The 19,211-nt window shown below is 69.5% G+C and carries 19 protein-coding genes; 16 read left to right on the forward strand and 3 right to left on the reverse strand.

Translation table 11 applies throughout. The annotated features are described in order from the left end of the window. Positions 1-16: 16 nt before the first annotated feature. Positions 17-781: a sulfite exporter TauE/SafE family protein gene (locus D3218_RS11550; protein WP_119540218.1), complete on the reverse strand. Its 765-nt coding sequence runs from the start codon at positions 779-781 to the stop codon at positions 17-19. 194 nt (positions 782-975) lie between these two features. Here D3218_RS11550 and rplS point away from each other — a divergent pair, with 194 nt between their 5' ends. The 3 genes from rplS (at position 976) to leuC (ending at position 4,302) form a co-directional block, all read left to right on the forward strand. After that, complete coding sequence (gene rplS, locus D3218_RS11555; RefSeq protein ID WP_119540219.1) at positions 976-1,434, forward strand: 50S ribosomal protein L19; 459 nt, start codon at positions 976-978, stop codon at positions 1,432-1,434. A gap of 111 nt (positions 1,435-1,545) precedes the next feature. After that, positions 1,546-2,598: a bile acid:sodium symporter family protein gene (locus D3218_RS11560; RefSeq protein WP_119540220.1), complete on the forward strand. Its 1,053-nt coding sequence runs from the start codon at positions 1,546-1,548 to the stop codon at positions 2,596-2,598. A 288-nt stretch (positions 2,599-2,886) separates the two neighbouring features. Further along, positions 2,887-4,302, forward strand: a complete 1,416-nt coding sequence (gene leuC, locus D3218_RS11565; protein ID WP_119540221.1) for a 3-isopropylmalate dehydratase large subunit — start codon at positions 2,887-2,889, stop codon at positions 4,300-4,302. A 25-nt stretch (positions 4,303-4,327) separates the two neighbouring features. Here the strand turns inward: leuC and D3218_RS11570 are convergent, their stop codons facing one another. Further along, the gene (locus D3218_RS11570) at positions 4,328-5,527 is read right to left on the reverse strand and encodes a GGDEF domain-containing protein (RefSeq protein WP_119540222.1); all 1,200 of its coding nucleotides are present in this window, start codon (positions 5,525-5,527) and stop codon (positions 4,328-4,330) included. Between the two features lie 212 nt (positions 5,528-5,739). Between D3218_RS11570 and D3218_RS11575 the strand changes: the two genes are divergently transcribed. The 8 genes from D3218_RS11575 (at position 5,740) to dps (ending at position 12,559) form a co-directional block, all read left to right on the forward strand. Next, a complete protein-coding gene (locus tag D3218_RS11575) occupies positions 5,740-6,210 on the forward strand; it encodes a GNAT family N-acetyltransferase (RefSeq protein ID WP_119540223.1) in 471 nt (156 codons plus the stop codon). Between the two features lie 163 nt (positions 6,211-6,373). Beyond that, positions 6,374-6,763 (forward strand): succinate dehydrogenase, cytochrome b556 subunit, encoded by a 390-nt coding sequence (sdhC, locus tag D3218_RS11580; protein ID WP_119540224.1) that lies wholly within the window; start codon positions 6,374-6,376, stop codon positions 6,761-6,763. A gap of 14 nt (positions 6,764-6,777) precedes the next feature. Further along, the gene (gene sdhD / locus D3218_RS11585) at positions 6,778-7,155 is read left to right on the forward strand and encodes a succinate dehydrogenase, hydrophobic membrane anchor protein (RefSeq protein WP_119540225.1); all 378 of its coding nucleotides are present in this window, start codon (positions 6,778-6,780) and stop codon (positions 7,153-7,155) included. A gap of 5 nt (positions 7,156-7,160) precedes the next feature. After that, a complete protein-coding gene (gene sdhA / locus D3218_RS11590; protein WP_119540226.1) occupies positions 7,161-8,996 on the forward strand; it encodes a succinate dehydrogenase flavoprotein subunit in 1,836 nt (611 codons plus the stop codon). 157 nt (positions 8,997-9,153) lie between these two features. Next, positions 9,154-10,320: an App1 family protein phosphatidate phosphatase gene (locus tag D3218_RS11595; protein WP_119540227.1), complete on the forward strand. Its 1,167-nt coding sequence runs from the start codon at positions 9,154-9,156 to the stop codon at positions 10,318-10,320. A 145-nt stretch (positions 10,321-10,465) separates the two neighbouring features. Next, entirely contained in the window at positions 10,466-11,245 is a 780-nt protein-coding gene (locus tag D3218_RS11600) for a succinate dehydrogenase iron-sulfur subunit (RefSeq protein WP_119540228.1), read from the forward strand. Positions 11,246-11,314: 69 nt separating this feature from the next. After that, positions 11,315-11,938, forward strand: a complete 624-nt coding sequence (gene msrA / locus D3218_RS11605; RefSeq protein ID WP_119540229.1) for a peptide-methionine (S)-S-oxide reductase MsrA — start codon at positions 11,315-11,317, stop codon at positions 11,936-11,938. A gap of 117 nt (positions 11,939-12,055) precedes the next feature. After that, positions 12,056-12,559: a DNA starvation/stationary phase protection protein Dps gene (gene dps, locus D3218_RS11610; RefSeq protein WP_119540230.1), complete on the forward strand. Its 504-nt coding sequence runs from the start codon at positions 12,056-12,058 to the stop codon at positions 12,557-12,559. A 102-nt stretch (positions 12,560-12,661) separates the two neighbouring features. Here the strand turns inward: dps and fsa are convergent, their stop codons facing one another. Continuing rightward, the gene (gene fsa / locus D3218_RS11615) at positions 12,662-13,315 is read right to left on the reverse strand and encodes a fructose-6-phosphate aldolase (protein WP_119540231.1); all 654 of its coding nucleotides are present in this window, start codon (positions 13,313-13,315) and stop codon (positions 12,662-12,664) included. 274 nt (positions 13,316-13,589) lie between these two features. On the opposite strand from fsa, the gene D3218_RS11620 reads away from it, so the two are divergent. From D3218_RS11620 to atpA, 5 genes are all read left to right on the forward strand, one after another. Next, positions 13,590-15,764, forward strand: coding sequence for a primosomal protein N' (locus tag D3218_RS11620; protein ID WP_483458055.1), 2,175 nt, complete (start codon positions 13,590-13,592; stop codon positions 15,762-15,764). Between the two features lie 148 nt (positions 15,765-15,912). Then, positions 15,913-16,416 (forward strand): hypothetical protein, encoded by a 504-nt coding sequence (locus tag D3218_RS11625; protein ID WP_136625084.1) that lies wholly within the window; start codon positions 15,913-15,915, stop codon positions 16,414-16,416. A 75-nt stretch (positions 16,417-16,491) separates the two neighbouring features. After that, complete coding sequence (locus tag D3218_RS11630; protein ID WP_119540234.1) at positions 16,492-16,887, forward strand: AGROH133_08824 family phage infection protein; 396 nt, start codon at positions 16,492-16,494, stop codon at positions 16,885-16,887. A 213-nt stretch (positions 16,888-17,100) separates the two neighbouring features. Then, complete coding sequence (locus D3218_RS11635; protein ID WP_119540235.1) at positions 17,101-17,661, forward strand: F0F1 ATP synthase subunit delta; 561 nt, start codon at positions 17,101-17,103, stop codon at positions 17,659-17,661. After that, positions 17,661-19,190, forward strand: coding sequence for a F0F1 ATP synthase subunit alpha (atpA, locus tag D3218_RS11640; protein ID WP_119540236.1), 1,530 nt, complete (start codon positions 17,661-17,663; stop codon positions 19,188-19,190). The genes D3218_RS11635 and atpA overlap by 1 nt, the downstream gene beginning before the upstream one ends. Positions 19,191-19,211: the final 21 nt, after the last annotated feature.

A 19,211-nucleotide genomic window follows, 5' to 3' on the forward strand; every position in this document is an offset into this window, starting at 1 on the left:
CTACCCGGCCGGCAGGTCAGCCCGCCGCGTTGCGCCAGAAGTAGTAGACGGCGAGGGCCAGGCCCACCGCGATCACCGCCGCGCGCACATAGGGCTGGGGCACCCGGCGCGCGGTCCACACGCCGGCATATCCGCCGAGCGCGACGCCGGGCATCATCACCGCGGCTTCCGCCCAGGCCACGACCCCGCCCGACACGAAGACCACGATCGCGACGACGGCGATCACGGTGGCCAGCATGTTCTTCAAGGCGTTGAGCCGGTGGTAGTCGCCCCCCTGCGTCAGGCCGAGCGTCGCCAGCATCATGATGCCCATCCCGGCGCCGAAGAAGCCGCCGTAGATCGAGGTGGCGAACTGCACGGCCGGGCCGGCGAGCCCCTTGCCCGCCGCCGATTCCGCCGCGTGGCGGGGCTTCGGCTTGAGCCAGGGGCCGGCGGCGAACAGGGCCGTGGCGGCGAGCAGCAGCCACGGCACCATGGACTGGAAGCGCGGATTGTCGAGCGACAGGAGCACCAGCGCGCCGACGCAGGAGCCGAGGACGGAGGCGAGCGCCAGCATCAGCGCGCCGCGCCACATCCGCCGGATGTCGCTCCAGTAGGCGAGGGTGGAGGTGACGTAGCCCGGGAACTGCACCACGGACGAGGTGGCGTTGGCGGCGATCGGCGACACGCCGCCCAGCGTCATCGCCCCGAAGGTCAGGAACGTGCCGCCACCCGCGACGGCGTTGATCGCGCCGGCCAGGAAGCCGGACAGGAACAGCGACAGGGCATAGAGAAGCGTCATCGGGCGGCTCCGGCGCAAGGATCGCCCGTTGCATAGGCGATGGGCGCCCGCGCGCATAGCCGCGCGCGCGCCTGCCCGGCCCCTCGACAAGGCGGCCTCCTGCGTGTAAGAGCGCCACGCTTTCCTCAGAATAACTTGACCGTGTTTCACGGCCATGACCGGCCCCGCCGGCATGAAACGAACCGAGGCAGACCATGAACATCATCGCCGAACTGGAGGCCGCAGAGGCCGCCCGCATCGCCGCCATCCGCACGCTTCCGACCTTCTCGCCGGGCGACACGCTGCGCGTCAACGTCCGCGTGACGGAAGGCACCCGCACCCGCGTGCAGGCCTACGAGGGCGTCTGCATCGCCCGCTCGGGCGCCGGCATCCAGGAGAACTTCACCGTTCGCAAGATCTCCTACGGCGAGGGCGTGGAGCGCGTGTTCCCGATGTACTCGCCGGCGCTGGAGTCGGTCGAGGTGGTCCGCCGCGGTCGCGTGCGTCGCGCCAAGCTCTACTACCTGCGCGACCGTCGCGGTAAGTCGGCCCGTATCGTCGAGGCCACCAACGTGCGCGCCCGCAAGCTCAACGACGACGCCCGTGCCGTCGCCGCCGAGGAGCGCGCCGCCAAGGAAGCCGCCAAGAACGCCGCCAAGGCCGCCGCCGAGTAAGCCTCGGTCTTCCGTCGAATCCGGTGAAGGGCGGCCCTCGTGCCGCCCTTTCGCGTTTCGGATGGGCGCTCGGCCGCACCCGGGCGCCCGCCCATCGAGAAGAGGTCCGCCATGAGCCTTCGTCGTCGCCTGCGGGCGATCCCCGTCGACCGCTTCCTCCTGCTCCTGATCGCGACGGTGGCGCTCGCGGCCGTGCTTCCGGCGCGCGGAGAGGTGGCGGTGGCGTTCGACTGGATCACCTACGGGGCCATCGCGCTCCTCTTCTTCCTCTACGGCGCGCGGCTCTCGCCGCAGGCGGTCTGGGCGGGCCTCCTGCACTGGCGCCTCCAGGGACTGGTCTTCCTGTGCACCTTCGCGCTGTTTCCGATCGTGGGGCTCCTGGTCGCGCCGTTGGCCGGGCGGATCCTGCCGGCCGAACTGGCGCTCGGCATCCTCTACCTCACCCTCCTGCCGTCCACGGTGCAGTCCTCGATCGCCTTCACCTCCATCGCGGGCGGCAACGTGCCGGCGGCGCTGACCAGCGCCTCCGTGTCCAACATGCTGGGCGTCCTCGTCACGCCCGCCCTGGTGCTGCTCGTGGCCAGCGGGTCGGGCAACGCCTTCTCGTTCGACGCGATCGAGAAGATCGCGCTGCAGATCCTCGCCCCGTTCGTCGCCGGCCAGATCGCGCGGCCGCTGATCGGCGCCTGGCTCGCGCGCCACAAGCCGGTGACGCTGGTGGTGGATCGCGGTTCGATCCTTCTGGTGGTCTACGCGGCCTTTTCGGAGGGTGTCGTGGCGGGCGTCTGGACGAGCCTGGGGTGGAGGGACCTCGCCGTCGTGGTGCTCCTGGACGTCGCGATCCTTGCCTTCGTCCTGGCGACGACGACGCTGCTCGCGCGGCGTCTCCGCTTCAGCCGCGAGGACGAGATCGCCATCGTGTTCTGCGGCTCCAAGAAGAGCATGGCGACCGGCATCCCGATGGCCGGCATCCTGTTCGCAGGCCATGCCATGGCGCTCGTGGTGCTGCCGCTGATGCTGTTCCATCAGATCCAGCTCTTCGCCTGCGCCGCGCTCGCGCAGCGCTACGCGCGCCGCGCCGGCGCGCCGGCGCCGAGCCTCGCCGAGGCGGCCGGGGCCGAGCGACGGAGCGTCGAGGGGGCGGCCGCCACCACCAACCCGTGAGCCCCGCGCCCCGCCGGCCGGGGCCCATTGCGCAGCCGGCGGCGCGGGCGTATTTTGGAACCATGCGAAGAAGCGCGACATCCGCAGGGCGCCTGCCGACCACGCTGGGGTTCTCCCCGGTCGAGGACCGCGCGCGCATGCCCGGCCGCTTCTTCTACCGGCAGATCTCGGCCGTCCACCTTACGGCCTGAGTCCGCGCCGGGCCGCGCCCAGCGCCCTCACCATTTCTTCCGACGTTCGGCAGGCGGCCCCCAGCGGCTGGCCGGCCCCTTTCGAGATCCCGAACCGATGAGCCAGACCGCAAAGCCCCGCACCCTCTACGACAAGATCTGGGACGACCATGTCGTCGCGGTGGGCGAGGGGGGCGAGAGCCTTCTCTATATCGATCGTCACCTGGTGCACGAGGTGACGAGCCCGCAGGCCTTCGAGGGTCTGCGCTCGGCGGGGCGCAAGGTCCGCCACCCGGCGCGCACGCTCGCCGTGGTGGATCACAACGTGCCGACCTACGACCGGCGCGGCGGCATCCACAACGAGGAAAGCCGCATCCAGGTCGAGACGCTGGCGCGCAACGCGGCCGAGTTCGGCGTCGAGTATTTCGACGAGGTCGACCAGCGCCAGGGCATCGTCCACATCATCGGCCCCGAGCAGGGCTTCACCCTGCCGGGCATGACGATCGTGTGCGGCGACAGCCACACCTCCACCCACGGCGCCTTCGGGGCGCTGGCGCACGGCATCGGCACGTCGGAGGTCGAGCATGTGCTGGCGACCCAGACGCTGATCCAGCAGAAGGCCAAGAACATGCTCGTCCAGGTGGACGGGCGGCTCCCCGCAGGCGTCACCGCCAAGGACATCATCCTCGCCATCATCGGCGAGATCGGCACGGCCGGCGGCACGGGCTACGTCATCGAATACGCCGGCGAGGCGATCCGGGCGCTCTCGATGGAAGGGCGAATGACGATCTGCAACATGTCGATCGAGGGTGGCGCGCGCGCCGGCGTGATCGCGCCCGACGAGACCACCTTCGCCTATATCGAGGACAAGCCGCGCGCGCCCAAGGGGGCGGCCTTCGAGCAGGCCGTCTCCTATTGGCGCACCCTGCACACCGACGAGGGCGCGCATTTCGACAAGGTGGTGCGCCTGGACGCCGCCAACCTGCCGCCGATCGTCTCCTGGGGCTCGAGCCCCGAGGACGTCGTGTCGGTGACCGGCACGGTGCCCGACCCGGAGGCGATCGCCGACGAGAACAAGCGCGAGACCAAGAAGCGCGCGCTGGACTACATGGGCCTGACGCCGGGAACCCCGATGACCGACCTCGCGGTGGACCGCGTGTTCATCGGCTCCTGCACCAACGGGCGCATCGAGGATCTGCGTGCCGTCGCCAAGGTCGTCGAAGGGCGAAAGGTGGCGGACACCGTGTCGGCGATGATCGTGCCCGGCTCGGGGCTCGTGAAGCTCCAGGCCGAGGCCGAGGGTCTCGACGCGATCTTCAAGGAGGCCGGCTTCGACTGGCGCGAACCCGGCTGCTCCATGTGTCTCGGCATGAACGAGGACCGGCTCAAGCCCTTCGAGCGCTGCGCCTCGACCTCGAACCGCAACTTCGAGGGCCGCCAGGGCTTCAAAGGGCGCACGCATCTCGTCTCGCCGGCCATGGCCGCCGCGGCGGCGATCGCGGGCCGCTTCGTCGATATCCGCGAGTGGCGCTGAGGGACCCGGGGAAGCCGGCCTCGCGTCAGCGGGCCAGCACCCCGGCGTGCCGGACGAGACGCGGCAGGGGAGCCGGCAACACCGGCTGCCCTGCCGCTTCCACCACCACCTTGTCGCGCCCGTTCGCCTTGGCGCGGTAGAGCAGCGTGTCGGCGCGGTCGATGGCGCCCAGCAGCGGCTCGTCCGCGCCGAGCGCCACCACGCCGAAGCTCGCGCTGAGCGAGAGGCCGGACAGCCGGCCCGGCCACAGCACTCGACGGGTGGCGACGCGAAGCGCCTCGGCGGTCGTCGCGCCCGCTTCGAGATCCACGTCCGCGACGACCATCACGAACTCCTCGCCGCCGATCCGCGCGATCAGCCCGTCCCGTCCGAGGATGCGCGCGCACAGGGCCGCGTAGCCGCACAGCACGGCGTCGCCCGCCTCGTGCCCGTAGCCGTCGTTGATCGACTTGAAATGGTCGAGGTCGCACAGGATCAGGGCGATCGGCGCGGCGCGCCCGGCCCTCCGGCGCAGCGCCTCGACGCGCTGCTCCAGCCCGCGCCGGTTGAGCGCTCCGGTCAGCGCGTCCACCGTCGATTCGCGCCGCAGCCGCGCGATGATGTCGAGCGTCGTGGTCAGGATCACGCAGATGGCGAGCATCACGCCGGTCGCCGCGCCGTTGAGCTGGAACACGAAGCCCCAGTCCGTGTCGCGCCAGTTCGACACGGTGAGCCCGTCGGGCGGGGCGGACAGGAGCAGCGCGTTCTGGAACAGGAGGCTGATCGCGATCAGCGTGCACAGGCCGAGAAGGAGCGGCTTCAGGTCGCCCTCGTCCCGGCGCATCTCGTAGGCCGACAGGAGCATCAGCGCGGCGCAGGCGGACTGGACCGCCAGCACCTCGTGCAGCACCGAGCCCTCCATGATCGAGAGCCCGCCGGCCGCGCTCGCGCTGCCGGCCACCACCAGCGCGGCCAGCCACAACCATCGCGGGCGCCGCCCGGCGCGTGACGCGAAGGCGGCGTTGGCGATGGCCAGCGCGATCAGGAACATCGTGTCCTCGATCGTGGGCTTCACCACGCTGCCGGGCGTCGTCGGCAGGATCGTCATGGCAAAGCCGATCGACGCCACGAAGAAGCCGGCGCTCCACCAGAGGAGGCTCCGGTGCAGCCGGGACAGGAACAGGAAGCAGAGCGCGAGGGCGCAGAAGAGGATCGGCACCGACCAGGCGAGGATGTCGGCGCGCATCGGTCCAGCTCCCCTCGATCCCGGTCGATTCGTGATCCGCGCCCCGACATACAATCCACGGGCGAACGCGTGTGCGGCTGCCGCACGGCGGGGAATGTGTAGCCGGGACCGTCTGCGTAACGCAAGGGCAACTCGGCGGCGAACGTGCGCCTCGTTTCCGGCGTGCCGACGCCCGACTTGACGCCCGTCCGCTTCCGCCGCACACCAGCGGCATGAGCCTCAGCGAACGTGTCCCCGACATCGAGATCGGCCTTCTGCGCCTCAAGGACGCGCGCGATCTGGCGCCGCTCCTGGCCGCCTACAATCAGGCCATGTTCCGCGGCGCGCCGGGCGCTCCGGACACGTTCTACGCAGAGCAGCTCCTGCAGGACCGGACGGGCGAGATCCTGGGTGCGCGGCTCGACGGCGAACTCGTCGGCTTCCTCCAGTTCTACGACCTGCCCGATCCCTGGACGGGCATGCGGGCCGGCCTGGCGGACCACGTGTTCGTGGACCAGCGCCACCGCCGCAAGGGCATCGCCAAGGCGATGGTGGATCTCCTGGCGGAGGAGGCCGATTCGCGCGGCTGGTCCCGCCTCGTGCTCAACGCGCCGCGCCACGGCGGCTCGGGGCGCCATCTCTACGAGAAGGTGGCCGAGCCGGCGGACTGGTCGAGCTACGTGCTGCGCTTCATCGATCGTTGAGCCTGCGCCTGCGGCGCAAGCGACATTCAATCGGTTTGGGGGCGAAAGCGCCCGATCGCGGCTTGATTTCGCAGCCGCACAGGTTCTTTAGAAGCAGTCCAGCCGCGTGCGCGCTCTTGCGACCCACGCCCTTCGCCAGCCGCGATCGCCCACGGAGTGATCCTTGTCAGACATCAAATCCGCACGGCCCCTGTCGCCGCATCTCACGGTCTACCGGTTCCGGCCGACGATGGCCATGTCGATCCTGCACCGCATCACGGGCGGCGCGCTCTACGTGGGAACGGCGCTGGTGGTCTGGTGGCTGGTCGCCGCCGCCAGCGGCCCGGAGGCGTTCTCCTGGGCCTCGGGCTTCTTCGGCTCGATCCTTGGCCGGCTGATCCTGTTCGGCTACAGCTGGGCGCTGCTCCATCACATGGCGGGCGGCATCCGCCACCTGATCTGGGACACGGGCGCCGGCCTCGGCCGCGAGGAATCCACCAAGTTCGCCATCGCCACGCTGGTCGCCTCGCTCGTGGGCACCGTTCTCCTGTGGCTGGTCGTCGTCATCGTCTGAGGAAGGGTCCCGTCATGGACATGAGAACGCCTCTCAAGCGGGTTCGGGGCTACGGTGCGGCGGGCGAGGGCACCGGCCACTTCTGGCTGCAGCGGCTGACCGCCGTCGCCAACCTCTTCCTGATCTCCTTCTTCGTGGTGCTGCTGATCGCGCTGCACGACGAACCCTATGCCGGCGTGCGCGCCGCCTTCGCCAATCCGCTGGTCGGGCTGGTGATGGGCCTCGTGGTGATCGCGGTCTGCGTCCACATGCGCCTGGGCATGCAGACCATCATCGAGGACTACGTGCACGGCGGCGCCCGGGTGGCCCTCGTCATCCTCAACACCTTCTTCGCGGTGCTCGTCGCCTCGGCGAGCCTCTTCGCGATCGTCAAGATGAGCTTCGGAGCCTGAACACCATGGCGACTGCCCAGCCCCATCGCAGCGCGCCGGCGCAGAACGGCAAGGCCTACGCCTTCGTCGACCACACGTTCGACGTCGTCGTGGTCGGCGCCGGCGGCGCGGGCCTGCGCGCCACGCTCGGCGCGGCCCAGGCCGGCCTCAAGACCGCCTGCATCACCAAGGTCTTCCCGACCCGTTCGCACACGGTGGCCGCGCAAGGGGGCGTCGCCGCCTCGCTCGGCAACATGGGCGAGGATAACTGGCGCTGGCACATGTACGACACCGTGAAGGGGTCGGACTGGCTGGGCGACCAGGACGCCATCGAGTACCTCGTGCGCGAGGCGCCCAAGGCGGTCTACGAGCTCGAGCATTTCGGCGTGCCCTTCTCGCGCACCACGGACGGCAAGATCTACCAGCGCCCGTTCGGCGGCATGACCACCGACTTCGGCAACGGTCCGCCCGCCCAGCGCACCTGCGCCGCCGCCGACCGCACCGGGCACGCGATCCTCCACACGCTCTACGGACAGTCGCTCCGCTACTCGTCGGAGTTCTTCATCGAGTATTTCGCGATCGACCTCATCATGGACGAGGAGGGCGCCTGCCGCGGCGTCGTCGCCCTCAACATGGACGACGGCTCGATCCACCGCTTCCGCTCCAAGAAGGTGATCCTGGCCACCGGCGGCTACGGCCGCGCCTACTTCTCGGCCACCTCCGCCCACACCTGCACCGGCGACGGCAACGCCATGGTGCTGCGCGCCGGCCTGCCGCTGCAGGACATGGAGTTCGTGCAGTTCCACCCGACCGGCATCTACGGCGCGGGCTGCCTGATCACGGAGGGCGCGCGCGGCGAGGGCGGCTACCTCACCAATTCCGAGGGCGAGCGCTTCATGGAGCGCTACGCGCCTTCCGCCAAGGACCTCGCCTCGCGCGACGTCGTCTCGCGCTCCATGACCATGGAGATCCGCGACGGCCGGGGCGTCGGCAAGAACAAGGATCACATCTTCCTGCACCTCGACCATCTTGATCCGAAGATCCTGCACGAGCGTCTGCCGGGCATCTCCGAATCGGCCCGCATCTTCGCGGGCGTCGACGTGACCAAGGAGCCGATCCCGGTCCTGCCGACCGTCCACTACAACATGGGCGGCATCCCGACGAACTATCACGGCGAGGTGCTGACCAAGCGCGACGGCAACCCGGATTCGGTGGTGCCGGGCCTGATGGCCGTCGGCGAGGCGGCCTGCGTGTCGGTGCACGGCGCCAACCGCCTCGGCTCCAACTCGCTGATCGACCTCGTGGTGTTCGGCCGCGCGGCGGGCCTGCGCTGCGCCGAGACCGTCTCGGCCGGCGAGAGCCACGCGCCGCTGCCGGCGGACGCGGGCCAGAACTCGCTCGCCCGCCTCGACCGCTTCCGCTACGCGCAAGGGTCCACGTCCACGGCCGAGCTTCGCGACGACATGCAGCGCACGATGCAGTCCAACTGCGCCGTGTTCCGCACGGGCGAGGTGTTGGAGGAAGGCCACGAGAAGATCCACCGGGTCTGGAAGGCGTCCGACGACGTGCGCGTCACCGACCGCTCGCTGATCTGGAACACCGACCTCATCGAGACGCTGGAATACGACAACCTGATCGCCCAGGCCGTGGTCACCATGGATTCGGCGCTCGCCCGCCAGGAATCGCGCGGCGCCCATGCCCGCGAGGACTTCCCCGACCGCGACGACGCCAACTGGATGAAGCACACGCTGAGCTTCTGCGACACGGTGGCCAAGACCGTGACGCTGGAGGACCGGCCTGTGCACACTTACACGATGTCGAACGAGATCGAGTACATCCAGCCGAAGAAGCGCGTCTACTGATCCGACGGAACGCCCGGTCCATGTCGCGGGCCGGGCCGCACGCCGTCTCCGGCGTCGGCCTCGGCCGGCGCATGGCGCGCGTCTCAGCGAGACATCCGAAGGGCGTCGTGGTGAGGCACATCTTTCCGACCCACGCAGGCTTTGCTATCGCCGACGCATGATCTCGGACACGCTGCGCGGTATCGGCCGGCACATCCTTCGTCGCAGCCGCGTCCTGCGCTTCACGGTGAAACGGGCCGTCGGGCTGACCGACCGGCCGACGCTGGTGGTCTATCCCGGCCGGGTGGCGCGGGGGCGGCTGACGATCCTCGGGCGCGTTCTGGAGGATGAGGGCGTCTTCGACGCGCCCCATTCCAACTCCCGCCTGCGCAATCTGTGGCTGACCTTCAAGCGCTACGAGACCGACGAGATCGGCGGCGCGCGCGTGCGCTACGAGGGGCCGGCCGGGTCGGGCGAGGTCTTCAGCGACACCGAAGGCTATTTCGACCTCGACCTCGACGCCGCGCATCTCGGCGACGATGCGGGGCCCTGGACGCCGCTGCGCTTCACGCTCGAGACCGCGCGCGGCTACGACTTCCGGCCGGTGCAGGCGGAGGGCCGGGCGCGCGTCGTCTCGCGCGCGGCGCGCTTCGGCGTGATCTCGGACATCGACGACACGATCATCCACACCGGCGCCTTCAAGCTCCTGCGGCACTGGCGCATCGTCACCGCCAACTCGCCGGAGGCGCGCACCGCCTTTCCGGGCGTCTCGGAATTCTATCGGGCCCTGTGCGAGGGCTCGGCCGGGCCGCAGACCAACCCGGTCTTCTACGTCTCGTCCAGCCCCTGGAACCTCTCCGACATCTTCGAGCGCTTCATGGCGCTGAAGAACATTCCCGCCGGGCCGATGCTGCTGCGCTCGCTGTCGAGCGACGCGCTCGGCTGGCTCCTGCGCCGCCATCGCAGCCACAAGGACCAGGAGATCGACGGGCTCCTGGCGGACTATCCGCACCTGCGTTTCGTGCTGATCGGCGATTCCGGCCAGAAGGACGCCACGGTCTACGCCGCGGCGGTGGAGCGCCATCCCGGCCGCATCCTCGCCGTCCATATCCACGACGTGCGCCCCGCCGGCACCGCGTCCGACGAGGTGGAGCGCGAGTTGCGGCGCATCGAGGCGGCGGGTGTGCCGACGACGCTCGGGCGCACGCTGGAGGCGGCGGCCGCCCATGCCGAGGGCGCGGGCCTGGTCGCGGCCGGCACCCATGCCGCCGTGCTCGCCGAGATTGCCGACGAAGCCGGCAAGCCGGAGCGGTTCGGGCCCTTTCCCGTGATCGTCCAGCCCTGATCGGGCGGTCCGGTTCAGGCTTCGGAAGGGCTTTGCCGCATACAAACGGTTTAACGCCGACGGCGACACCGTGCCGTGTTGCACTGCCCGCGCATTCGTGTTTAGCCCCATTCTAAAGACGCGCATCCCTGTCCAGGACCCGGCCATGGTCGAACTCTCGCTCCCCAAGAACTCCGTCGTGCAGAAGGGCAAGGTCTGGCCGAAGCCGGCCGGCGCCAAGTCCGTGCGCGAGTTCGGCATCTACCGCTGGTCCCCCGACGACGGCCAGAACCCGCGCGTCGACACGTTCTACGTCGACACCGACGACTGCGGCCCGATGGTGCTCGACGCTCTGCTCTGGATCAAGAACAAGGTCGATTCGACCCTGACGCTGCGCCGCTCCTGCCGCGAGGGCATCTGCGGCTCCTGCGCCATGAACATCGACGGCTCCAACACGCTCGCCTGCACCAAGGGCATGGACGAGGTGAAGGGCGCGGTGAAGGTCTATCCGCTGCCGCACATGCCGGTGGTCAAGGATCTCGTGCCCGACCTCACCGTGCCCTATGCCCAGCTCCGGTCGATCGAGCCCTGGCTGAAGACCGAGACGCCCGAGCCCGAGAAGGAATGGCGCCAGAGCCACGAGGACCGGGAGAAGCTCGACGGCCTCTACGAGTGCATCCTGTGCTTCTGCTGCCAGACCTCGTGCCCGAGCTACTGGTGGAACGGCGACCGCTACCTCGGCCCGGCCGTGCTGCTCCAGGCCTATCGCTGGCTCATCGATTCCCGCGACGAGGCGACGGGCGAGCGGCTCGACAATCTCGAGGATCCGTTCCGCCTCTACCGCTGCCACACGATCATGAACTGCACGCAGGCCTGCCCCAAGGGGTTGAACCCGGCCAAGGCGATCGCCGAGATCAAGAAGATGATGGTGGAACGGCGCGTCTGACGGTCGCCTTGCATCCGCCGGGATCGTCGGGCCGTATCTGAAGGGCCGACCCCCCGCGGAGACCCTTCGATGATGCGTTCATCCTTCCTGCGGCCGGGCGTTCTCGCGCTCGGCCTTTTCGTCGCTCTCACGCCGCTCGCCGCCCAGGCCGACGAGGCGATCCTCGCGGGCGGCTGCTTCTGGTCGATGGAGACCGACCTCGACCATGTCGAGGGGGTGACGAAGACCGTCTCCGGCTATACCGGCGGCCATCTTGCGAACCCGACCTACCAGGACGTCATCACCGAGACGACAGGCCACTACGAGGCGGTGAAGGTCACCTACGATCCCGCGAAGATCTCCTACGACCAACTTCTCCAGGCCTACTGGCACTCGATCGATCCGACCGACGCCGGGGGTCAGTTCTGCGACCGGGGCGATTCCTACCGCACGGCGGTGTTCGCGATGAACGGCGCGCAGAAGAGCGCCGCCGAGGCCAGCCGCAAAGCGGTGCAGGCGGAGCTGGGGCAGAAGGTCGCGACCGCGGTGCTGCCGGCCTCGCAGTTCTACCCGGCCGAGGACTACCACCAGGACTACGCCCGGAAGAATCCCGGCCACTACAAGCGCTATCGCATGGGTTGCGGGCGGGACGCCGCGGTCAAGGCGGTCTGGGGCGCGAAGGCGCAGCAGGAGCTCAAGGGCAATCTCGGCTAGGCCCGCGGCAACGCGCGCCGGGGACAACCGGGAACCGATCGCCGTCCCCGCGCGTACTGGAGCCGACGCATCCGGCGCGCGGCGCCGGACCCTGTACGCGGTTTCCAGGAGACTACGATGGCCAAGAAGGGCACGACGCCGATCCACCCGACCAAGAACAGCCTGAACGAGAACCTGCGACGCTCGATGATCGAGCTGCTCCAGGTTCACCTCGCGTCCGCCATCGACCTCAGCTACCAGGCAAAGCAGGCGCACTGGAACGTCAAGGGCCCGAACTTCTACGGCACGCACCTCCTGTTCGATCAGCTCCACGAGGAGGCGGAAGGTTACGTCGACACGATCGCCGAGCGCCTGACGGCCCTCGGCGGACAGGCGCGCGGGACGGTCCAGGCCTCCAGCGAGGCTTCGGTCCTCGAGCCCTATCCGCTGGATCTCGTGGACATCATGGGCCACCTGAAGCGCCTTGCCGACAGCTACGCCAAGTGGGGCGGGGCGCTGCGCGAGGCCGTGAGCGAATCGGACGAGGCGGGCGACGACCTGACCTCCGATCTCTTCACCGAGGTCGGGCGCGGCGTCGACAAGTCGCTCTACTTCCTCGAGAGCCATTTCCAGCACGCCTGACGGCATCCGGTGCGCCGGCCGTTCTCCTCCCCGGTCATGGCGCACGAAAAAGGGCGGCTCGCGAGAGCCGCCCTTTTTCGTTGCGGTGATGGAGGCTTCGCGTCAGCCGATCGACTGGCCGGTCTTGGCCCAATCCGCGACGAAGGCCTTGAGGCCGTTGTCGGTCAGCGGATGCTTGACAAGCGACTTCAGCGTCGCCGGCGGGACGGTCGCCACGTCGGCACCGAGGAGAGCCGCCTCGCGCACGTGGTTGGGCGTGCGGATGGAAGCGGCCAGGATCTCCGTCTCGAAACCGTAGTTGTCGTAGATGCGGCGGATGTCGGAGATCAGCTCCATGCCGTCGATGTTCATGTCGTCCAGCCGGCCGACGAAGGGCGAGATGTAGGTCGCGCCGGCCTTGGCCGCGAGCAGGGCCTGGTTCGCCGAGAAGCACAGCGTGACGTTGGTCTTCAGCCCGTCGGACGTGAAGTGCTTGCAGGCCTTCAGACCGTCCAGCGTCAGCGGCAGCTTGATGACGATGTTGGGCGCGATGTCGGCGAGGATCTTGCCTTCGCGCATCATGCCGTCGAACTCGGTGGAAGCGACCTCGCCGGAGACCGGGCCGTCGGTCACTTCGCAGATCTCCTTCAGGAGTTCCTTGATCGGCCGGTTGGCCTTGAGGACCAGCGACGGGTTGGTGGTCACGCCGTCGATCAGGCCGGCGTCCTGAAGTTCCCTGATCTCGGCGATATCGGCCGTGTCGACGAAAAATTTCATGGAATTGGTCCTTCGCGCTCACCGGCGGCCGGCCCCTCCCGAGGCCAACGGGCGCCGCCGTCGATCCTGATGTCAGGTGGTGATATAGGAGCGCGTATCGGAAGCAAGCGGGAAATCGGCCGTGCCCGGCGCGCCCCTTTCATCCCACTTCCCAAACGACGATATGGTGGCAGAGGCTCCCCGACGCGGCGCCGTCCCCGTTCACGATCACGCAGCCCTTCGCTTGGACCAGACCCCCGCCCGCATCTCCGATTCCCTGTTTCCGCCGGAGGCGCTGCCCGGCGGGCCCGTCGTCGTGCCGGTGCTGGTGCCGCTGCCGGCCGAGCGCCCCTATTCCTACCGCGTGCCCGAGGGGATGGTGGTCGAGCCGGGTTCGATCGTCCAGGTGCCGCTCGGGCCGCGCCAGGTCGCGGGCGTCGTGTGGGACCAGCCGACAGACCCGGTCGACGCGCGCAAGCTGCGCGCCATCACCCACGTCTTCGACTGCCCGCCGCTCGACGCCGCGATGCGCCGCTTCGTGGACTGGGTGGCGGACTACACGCTCTCGCCGCCGGGCCTGGTGGCGCGGATGGTGCTGCGCGCGCCGGTCGCGTTCGATCCCGAGCCGCACGTGGACGGCCTGCGCGCGACCGGCACCGCGCCGCCGCGCATGACGCCGACGCGCGCGCGCGTCCTGGAGACGCTCGCGGCGTCGCCCGCCTGGACCCGCTCGGGCCTCGCCCATGCGTCGGGCGTCGCCGTGTCGGTGGTGGACGGGCTCCTGAAGGCGGGCGCGCTGGAGCCGGTGTCGCTTCCGCCGCACCCGGCGGTGCCGGAGCCCGACACCGCGCATCGCAGAGCCGAGCTGACGCCCGACCAGCGCGAGGCCGCCGATCGGCTGATCGCGCCGGTGGAGGCGGGCGACTTCTCGGTCAGCCTCCTCGAAGGCGTCACCGGCTCGGGCAAGACCGAGGTGTATTTCGAGGCCGTGGCGCGTGCGCTCGATCGGGGCGGGCAGGTCCTGATCCTCCTGCCCGAGATCGCGCTGACGCAGAGCTTCATCGACCGCTTCCATGCCCGTTTCGGCGCGGAGCCGGCGCAGTGGCACTCGGACGTGCCGCCCCGCATGCGCGAAAAGGTCTGGCGGCAGGTGGCCGAGGGGCGCGTGAAGGTCGTGGCGGGCGCCCGCTCGGCCCTGTTCCTCCCGTTTCCCGAACTCGGACTGGTGATCGTCGACGAGGAGCACGACCCCGCCTACAAGCAGGAGGACCGGACCTTCTATCACGCACGCGACATGGCCGTGGTTCGGGGGCGGGAAGGGGGCTGCCCGGTGATCCTCGCTTCCGCCACGCCCTCCCTGGAAAGCCGGGTCAACGCGCGGGCGGGGCGCTACGCCCACGTGCCGCTGGCGAGTCGCTTCGCCGATGCGGCCCTGCCCGACCTGTCGCTGGTGGACCTGCGCCGGCATCCGCCGGCACGTGGCCGCTTCCTGTCGCCGGTGCTGCTGACGGCGATCGAGGAGACCGTGGCGCGGGGCGAGCAGGCGCTTCTGTTCCTGAACCGTCGAGGCTACGCGCCGCTGACGCTCTGCCGCGCCTGCGGCCACCGCTTCCAGTGCTCGCAGTGCTCGGCGTGGCTGGTGGACCATCGCCTGCGCGGCACCCTCCAGTGCCACCATTGCGGCCATGCCCAGCACCGGCCGGAGAGCTGCCCGTCCTGCGGCGCGCTGGACCATCTCGTGGCCTGCGGTCCGGGGGTCGAGCGTATCGCCGAGGAGATGCTGGAGACCTTCCCGGAGGCGCGCACGATCCTCCTGTCGTCCGACCTGCCCGGCGGCGCGCGGCGGCTGCGGCGCGAGCTCGACGCCGTGGCCGACGGCGAGGCGGACATCGTAATCGGCACGCAGCTCGTCGCCAAGGGCCATCACTTTCCGTTGATGACGCTGGTCGGCGCGGTGGACGCCGACCTTGGTCTTGCCAACGGCGATCCGCGTGCGGCCGAGCGCACCTTCCAGCTCCTGCATCAGGTGACGGGCCGTGCCGGCCGGTCGGGGCTCGCGAGCCGGGGGATGATCCAGACCTGGAGCCCGGAGCATCCGGTGATGCAGGCGCTGGTCGCGAGCGACCCGGACCGCTTCTACGACCGCGAGGCGGACGAGCGCGAGCGCGCGGGCCTGCCGCCCTTCGGCCGGCTGGCGGCCGTGATCGTGTCGGCCGACACGCGGCGAGAGGCGGAGGGTCACGGGCGCGAACTGGCACGCGCGGCGCCGGAGGACATGGGCATCGAGCTCCTCGGCCCGGCCGAGGCGCCGCTCGGCCTGGTGCGCGGTCGCCATCGGTTCCGGCTCCTGGCGCAGGGCGGGCGGCGCGCACCGCTGCAGGCCTTCCTGCGCGCCATGATCGCCGCCGCCCCGCGTCCGCGCGGATCGGTGCATGTGCAGGTCGACATCGATCCGCAGAGCTTTCTCTAGGGTCGAGCCCCTCTGCGATCCGAACGGGAACGACGCCGTGCCGCTCGTCTTCTCGGCGGAGGCGGCAAGCCTCGCCTTCGTGCCCTTGTCAGTGTGGGCCCGTTCCTGCCATGCCGGATGCGATGGATGACCGCGGCGGGAGGGGCAGATGGCAATGGGACGGATCGGGCTTGCGGTTCTCGCGCTCCTGGCCTGCGCGCCGGCCCTCGCGCAGGAGGGCGGCTCCGGCGCCGAACCCGCGCCGCAGCTCGGGCCGCCGGCCGCGCAGGACACGATCTTCTGGTACCCCGCGCCGTCGCGCTGCACCTATTTCACCCCGGAGGCGAGGGCGGCGTTCCGCTTCGACGACCCGCAGACCTGGCGCTTCGCCTTTCTGGTGATGCGCGAGACCAAGGCGGAGAATCCGGCCGAGCGCGGCTACGTCATGGTGGACGGGGTGCTGCGCGAGCTGGAGAAGGTGCGCTCGGGTGCCGACGGGGCGCAGGCCAACGTCACCGTGTGGCGCTCGGCGGGCGAGCCGCGCGTGAACGTCAACATGACGATGCGCGAGACGGGCCGGACGGCCGAGGCGGTGAGCCTTGCCGGCACCATGACGCTGATTCGCGGCGAGGGGCGGAAGGAGATCGCGGTGGAGGGGAACTGCACCGGCTGAGCGTCCGCCTTTGCCGCCCTTCCGGTTTTCCGCTAATCCCTCGCCGCATCGTTTCCCACAGCGTCGCGAGACCCGATGCCGATCACCCTTCCCGCCACCACGGCCGATGCGCTGCCCTTCGCGGCCGCCTGCTTCAGCATCCTCTACGGGCTGTTCGCGCTGTTCGCGCCCGGCGTCTTCCTGCGCATGGCGAAGCTCCAGCCGATCGGCGAGCGCCGGGTCGGCCTGTCCGAGATCCGCGGCACGCTCGCCGGCTTCCCGCTCGGCACCGGGCTCGTCACCATGTTCTTCTTCGACCAGCCCTTCATGCAGATGACGCTGGGGGCGGGCTGGCTCTTCGTCGCCTTCGGGCGGCTCGTGTCCATCCTGTCGGACGACGCGTCGAGCTTCGGCAACTGGCTCTGGCTGCTCGTCAACTTGGTCCTGGCGGGGGCTTGCCTCGCGCCCGTTTTCGGTCTCGTGGCCGCCTGAAGCACGGCCCGGTAAACCATGCTGTGAACCCGCGTTTCCGGCGCTGAAGCTCTGTTGTGGAGTGGGGAACCCTGTGCTAGACGACCCCACATCGCGGTCAGGCCGGGGACAGGTTCCTCGGCGTTCGCGACCTTTTTTTGACCTGTTCCCAGAAGCCTTCGCGACTTGATCGGGCGGGTCCGGGAACCCAGATAAGAAGAGAAGCGATCGTCCGTGGCACAATCCTCCTCTCCGGTTTCCGGGGTCGCCGAACGCTACGCCCAGTCCCTCTTCGAGCTTGCTCGCGACGAAGGTTCGATCGACGCGACGGAGTCCGAGCTTCTCCAGTTCCAGTCGCTCGTCGATGAGAATGCCGACTTCCGCCGGCTCGTCGAGAGCCCGGCCTACACGTCGGACGACCAGCTCCGCGCGATCTCGGCCGTGGTGGCCGAGACCGGGCCGAGCCAGCTCGTCGGCAACTTCCTGAAGGTCGTGGCCGCCAACCGCCGCCTGTTCGCCCTTCCGTCCATCGTGCGCGGGTTCCGCGAGATGGCCGCCGCCCATCGCGGCGAGGTCGACGCCGAGGTGGTCAGCGCCCATTCGCTGAACGACGAGCAGCGGCGCGAACTGCGCGACGCGCTCGGCCGCTACACGTCGAAGACTGTCACCATGCGCGAGAGCGTCGACCCTGCGATCCTCGGCGGCCTCGTGGTCCGCATCGGCTCGCGCCAGATCGACACCTCGCTTCGCACCAAACTCTCATCCCTTAAGCTTGCGCTGAAAGAGGTCGGCTGATGGACATCCGGGCCGCGGAAATTTCCGCAATCCTCAAGAACCAGATCAAGAACTTCGGCAACGAGGCGGAAGTCTCCGAGGTCGGCACGGTTCTTTCCGTCGGCGACGGCATCGCGCGCGTCTACGGCCTCGACCAGTGCCAGGCCGGCGAGATGGTCGAGTTCCCCGGCGGCGTGCGCGGCATGGCGCTGAACCTCGAGTCCGACAATGTCGGTATCGTGATCTTCGGCTCCGACCGCGACATCAAGGAAGGCGACACCGTGCGCCGCACCGGCGCGATCGTGGACGTGCCGGTGGGCAAGGGTCTGCTCGGCCGCGTGGTCGACGGTCTCGGCAACCCGATCGACGGCAAGGGCCCGATCGAGGCGACCGAGCGCCGCCGCGTCGACGTCAAGGCGCCGGGCATCATCCCGCGCAAGTCGGTGCACGAGCCCATGTCGACCGGCCTCAAGGCCATCGACGCGCTGATCCCCGTCGGCCGCGGCCAGCGCGAGCTGGTGATCGGCGATCGTCAGACCGGCAAGACCGCCATCCTGCTCGACACGTTCCTGAACCAGAAGCCGGCGCACGACGCGGGCAACGAGAAGGACAAGCTGTTCTGCATCTACGTGGCGATCGGCCAGAAGCGCTCGACCGTCGCCCAGTTCGTGCGCACGCTGGAAGAGCGCGGCGCCATGGCCTACTCGATCGTGGTCGCCGCGACCGCGTCCGATCCGGCCCCGCTCCAGTACATCGCGCCCTTCGCCGGCTGCGCGATGGGCGAGTATTTCCGCGACAACGGCATGCACGCCGTGATCGCCTATGACGACCTGTCCAAGCAGGCCGTCTCCTACCGTCAGATGTCGCTTCTGCTGCGCCGCCCGCCGGGCCGCGAGGCCTATCCGGGCGACGTGTTCTACCTGCACTCGCGCCTCCTGGAGCGCGCGGCCAAGCTCAACGACCAGATGGGCGCCGGCTCGCTGACCGCCCTTCCGGTCATCGAGACGCAGGCCAACGACGTGTCGGCCTACATCCCGACCAACGTGATCTCTATCACGGACGGGCAAATCTTCCTGGAGACCAACCTGTTCTACCAGGGCATCCGCCCGGCGGTGAACGTCGGCCTCTCGGTGTCGCGCGTCGGCTCGGCCGCCCAGATCAAGGCGATGAAGCAGGTCGCCGGCTCGATCAAGGGCGAGCTCGCGCAGTATCGCGAGATGGCCGCCTTCGCGCAGTTCGGCTCCGACCTCGACGCCTCGACGCAGCGCCTCCTGAACCGCGGCGCGCGCCTGACGGAGCTCTTGAAGCAGCCGCAGTTCTCGCCGCTGAAGACGGAAGAGCAGGTCGCGGTGATCTTCGCGGGCACGCAAGGCTATCTCGACAAGCTCAAGGTGTCGGACGTCGGCCGCTTCGAGGAGGGGCTCCTCACCTCGCTGCGCACCGAGCACAAGGACGTGCTCGAGACGATCGCCACCGAGAAGCAGCTGTCGGACGACACGCGCTCCAAGCTCAAGACGGTGCTCGAGCAGTTCTCGAAGTCCTTCGCCTGAGCTGATCGCCGCTCGAACTAA

Origin of the sequence: Aureimonas flava (genome assembly GCF_003583935.1) — a bacterium.
Taxonomy (GTDB): Bacteria; Pseudomonadota; Alphaproteobacteria; order Rhizobiales; family Rhizobiaceae; genus Aureimonas; species Aureimonas flava.

Excerpts from the sequence above, each read along its gene's own strand:
- rplS (WP_119540219.1), top strand. The coding sequence starts at position 976 with ATGAACATCATCGCCGAACTGGAGGCCGCAGAGGCCGCCCGCATCGCC.
- atpA (WP_119540236.1), top strand. The coding sequence starts at position 17,661 with ATGGACATCCGGGCCGCGGAAATTTCCGCAATCCTCAAGAACCAGATC.
- dps (WP_119540230.1), top strand. The coding sequence starts at position 12,056 with ATGGCCAAGAAGGGCACGACGCCGATCCACCCGACCAAGAACAGCCTG.
- msrA (WP_119540229.1), top strand. The coding sequence starts at position 11,315 with ATGATGCGTTCATCCTTCCTGCGGCCGGGCGTTCTCGCGCTCGGCCTT.
- D3218_RS11625 (WP_136625084.1), top strand. The coding sequence starts at position 15,913 with ATGGCAATGGGACGGATCGGGCTTGCGGTTCTCGCGCTCCTGGCCTGC.
- D3218_RS11560 (WP_119540220.1), top strand. The coding sequence starts at position 1,546 with ATGAGCCTTCGTCGTCGCCTGCGGGCGATCCCCGTCGACCGCTTCCTC.
- D3218_RS11570 (WP_119540222.1), bottom strand. The coding sequence starts at position 5,527 with ATGCGCGCCGACATCCTCGCCTGGTCGGTGCCGATCCTCTTCTGCGCC.
- sdhA (WP_119540226.1), top strand. The coding sequence starts at position 7,161 with ATGGCGACTGCCCAGCCCCATCGCAGCGCGCCGGCGCAGAACGGCAAG.
- D3218_RS11630 (WP_119540234.1), top strand. The coding sequence starts at position 16,492 with ATGCCGATCACCCTTCCCGCCACCACGGCCGATGCGCTGCCCTTCGCG.
- D3218_RS11600 (WP_119540228.1), top strand. The coding sequence starts at position 10,466 with ATGGTCGAACTCTCGCTCCCCAAGAACTCCGTCGTGCAGAAGGGCAAG.
- leuC (WP_119540221.1), top strand. The coding sequence starts at position 2,887 with ATGAGCCAGACCGCAAAGCCCCGCACCCTCTACGACAAGATCTGGGAC.
- sdhD (WP_119540225.1), top strand. The coding sequence starts at position 6,778 with ATGGACATGAGAACGCCTCTCAAGCGGGTTCGGGGCTACGGTGCGGCG.
- D3218_RS11595 (WP_119540227.1), top strand. The coding sequence starts at position 9,154 with ATGATCTCGGACACGCTGCGCGGTATCGGCCGGCACATCCTTCGTCGC.
- D3218_RS11550 (WP_119540218.1), bottom strand. The coding sequence starts at position 781 with ATGACGCTTCTCTATGCCCTGTCGCTGTTCCTGTCCGGCTTCCTGGCC.
- D3218_RS11575 (WP_119540223.1), top strand. The coding sequence starts at position 5,740 with ATGAGCCTCAGCGAACGTGTCCCCGACATCGAGATCGGCCTTCTGCGC.
- fsa (WP_119540231.1), bottom strand. The coding sequence starts at position 13,315 with ATGAAATTTTTCGTCGACACGGCCGATATCGCCGAGATCAGGGAACTT.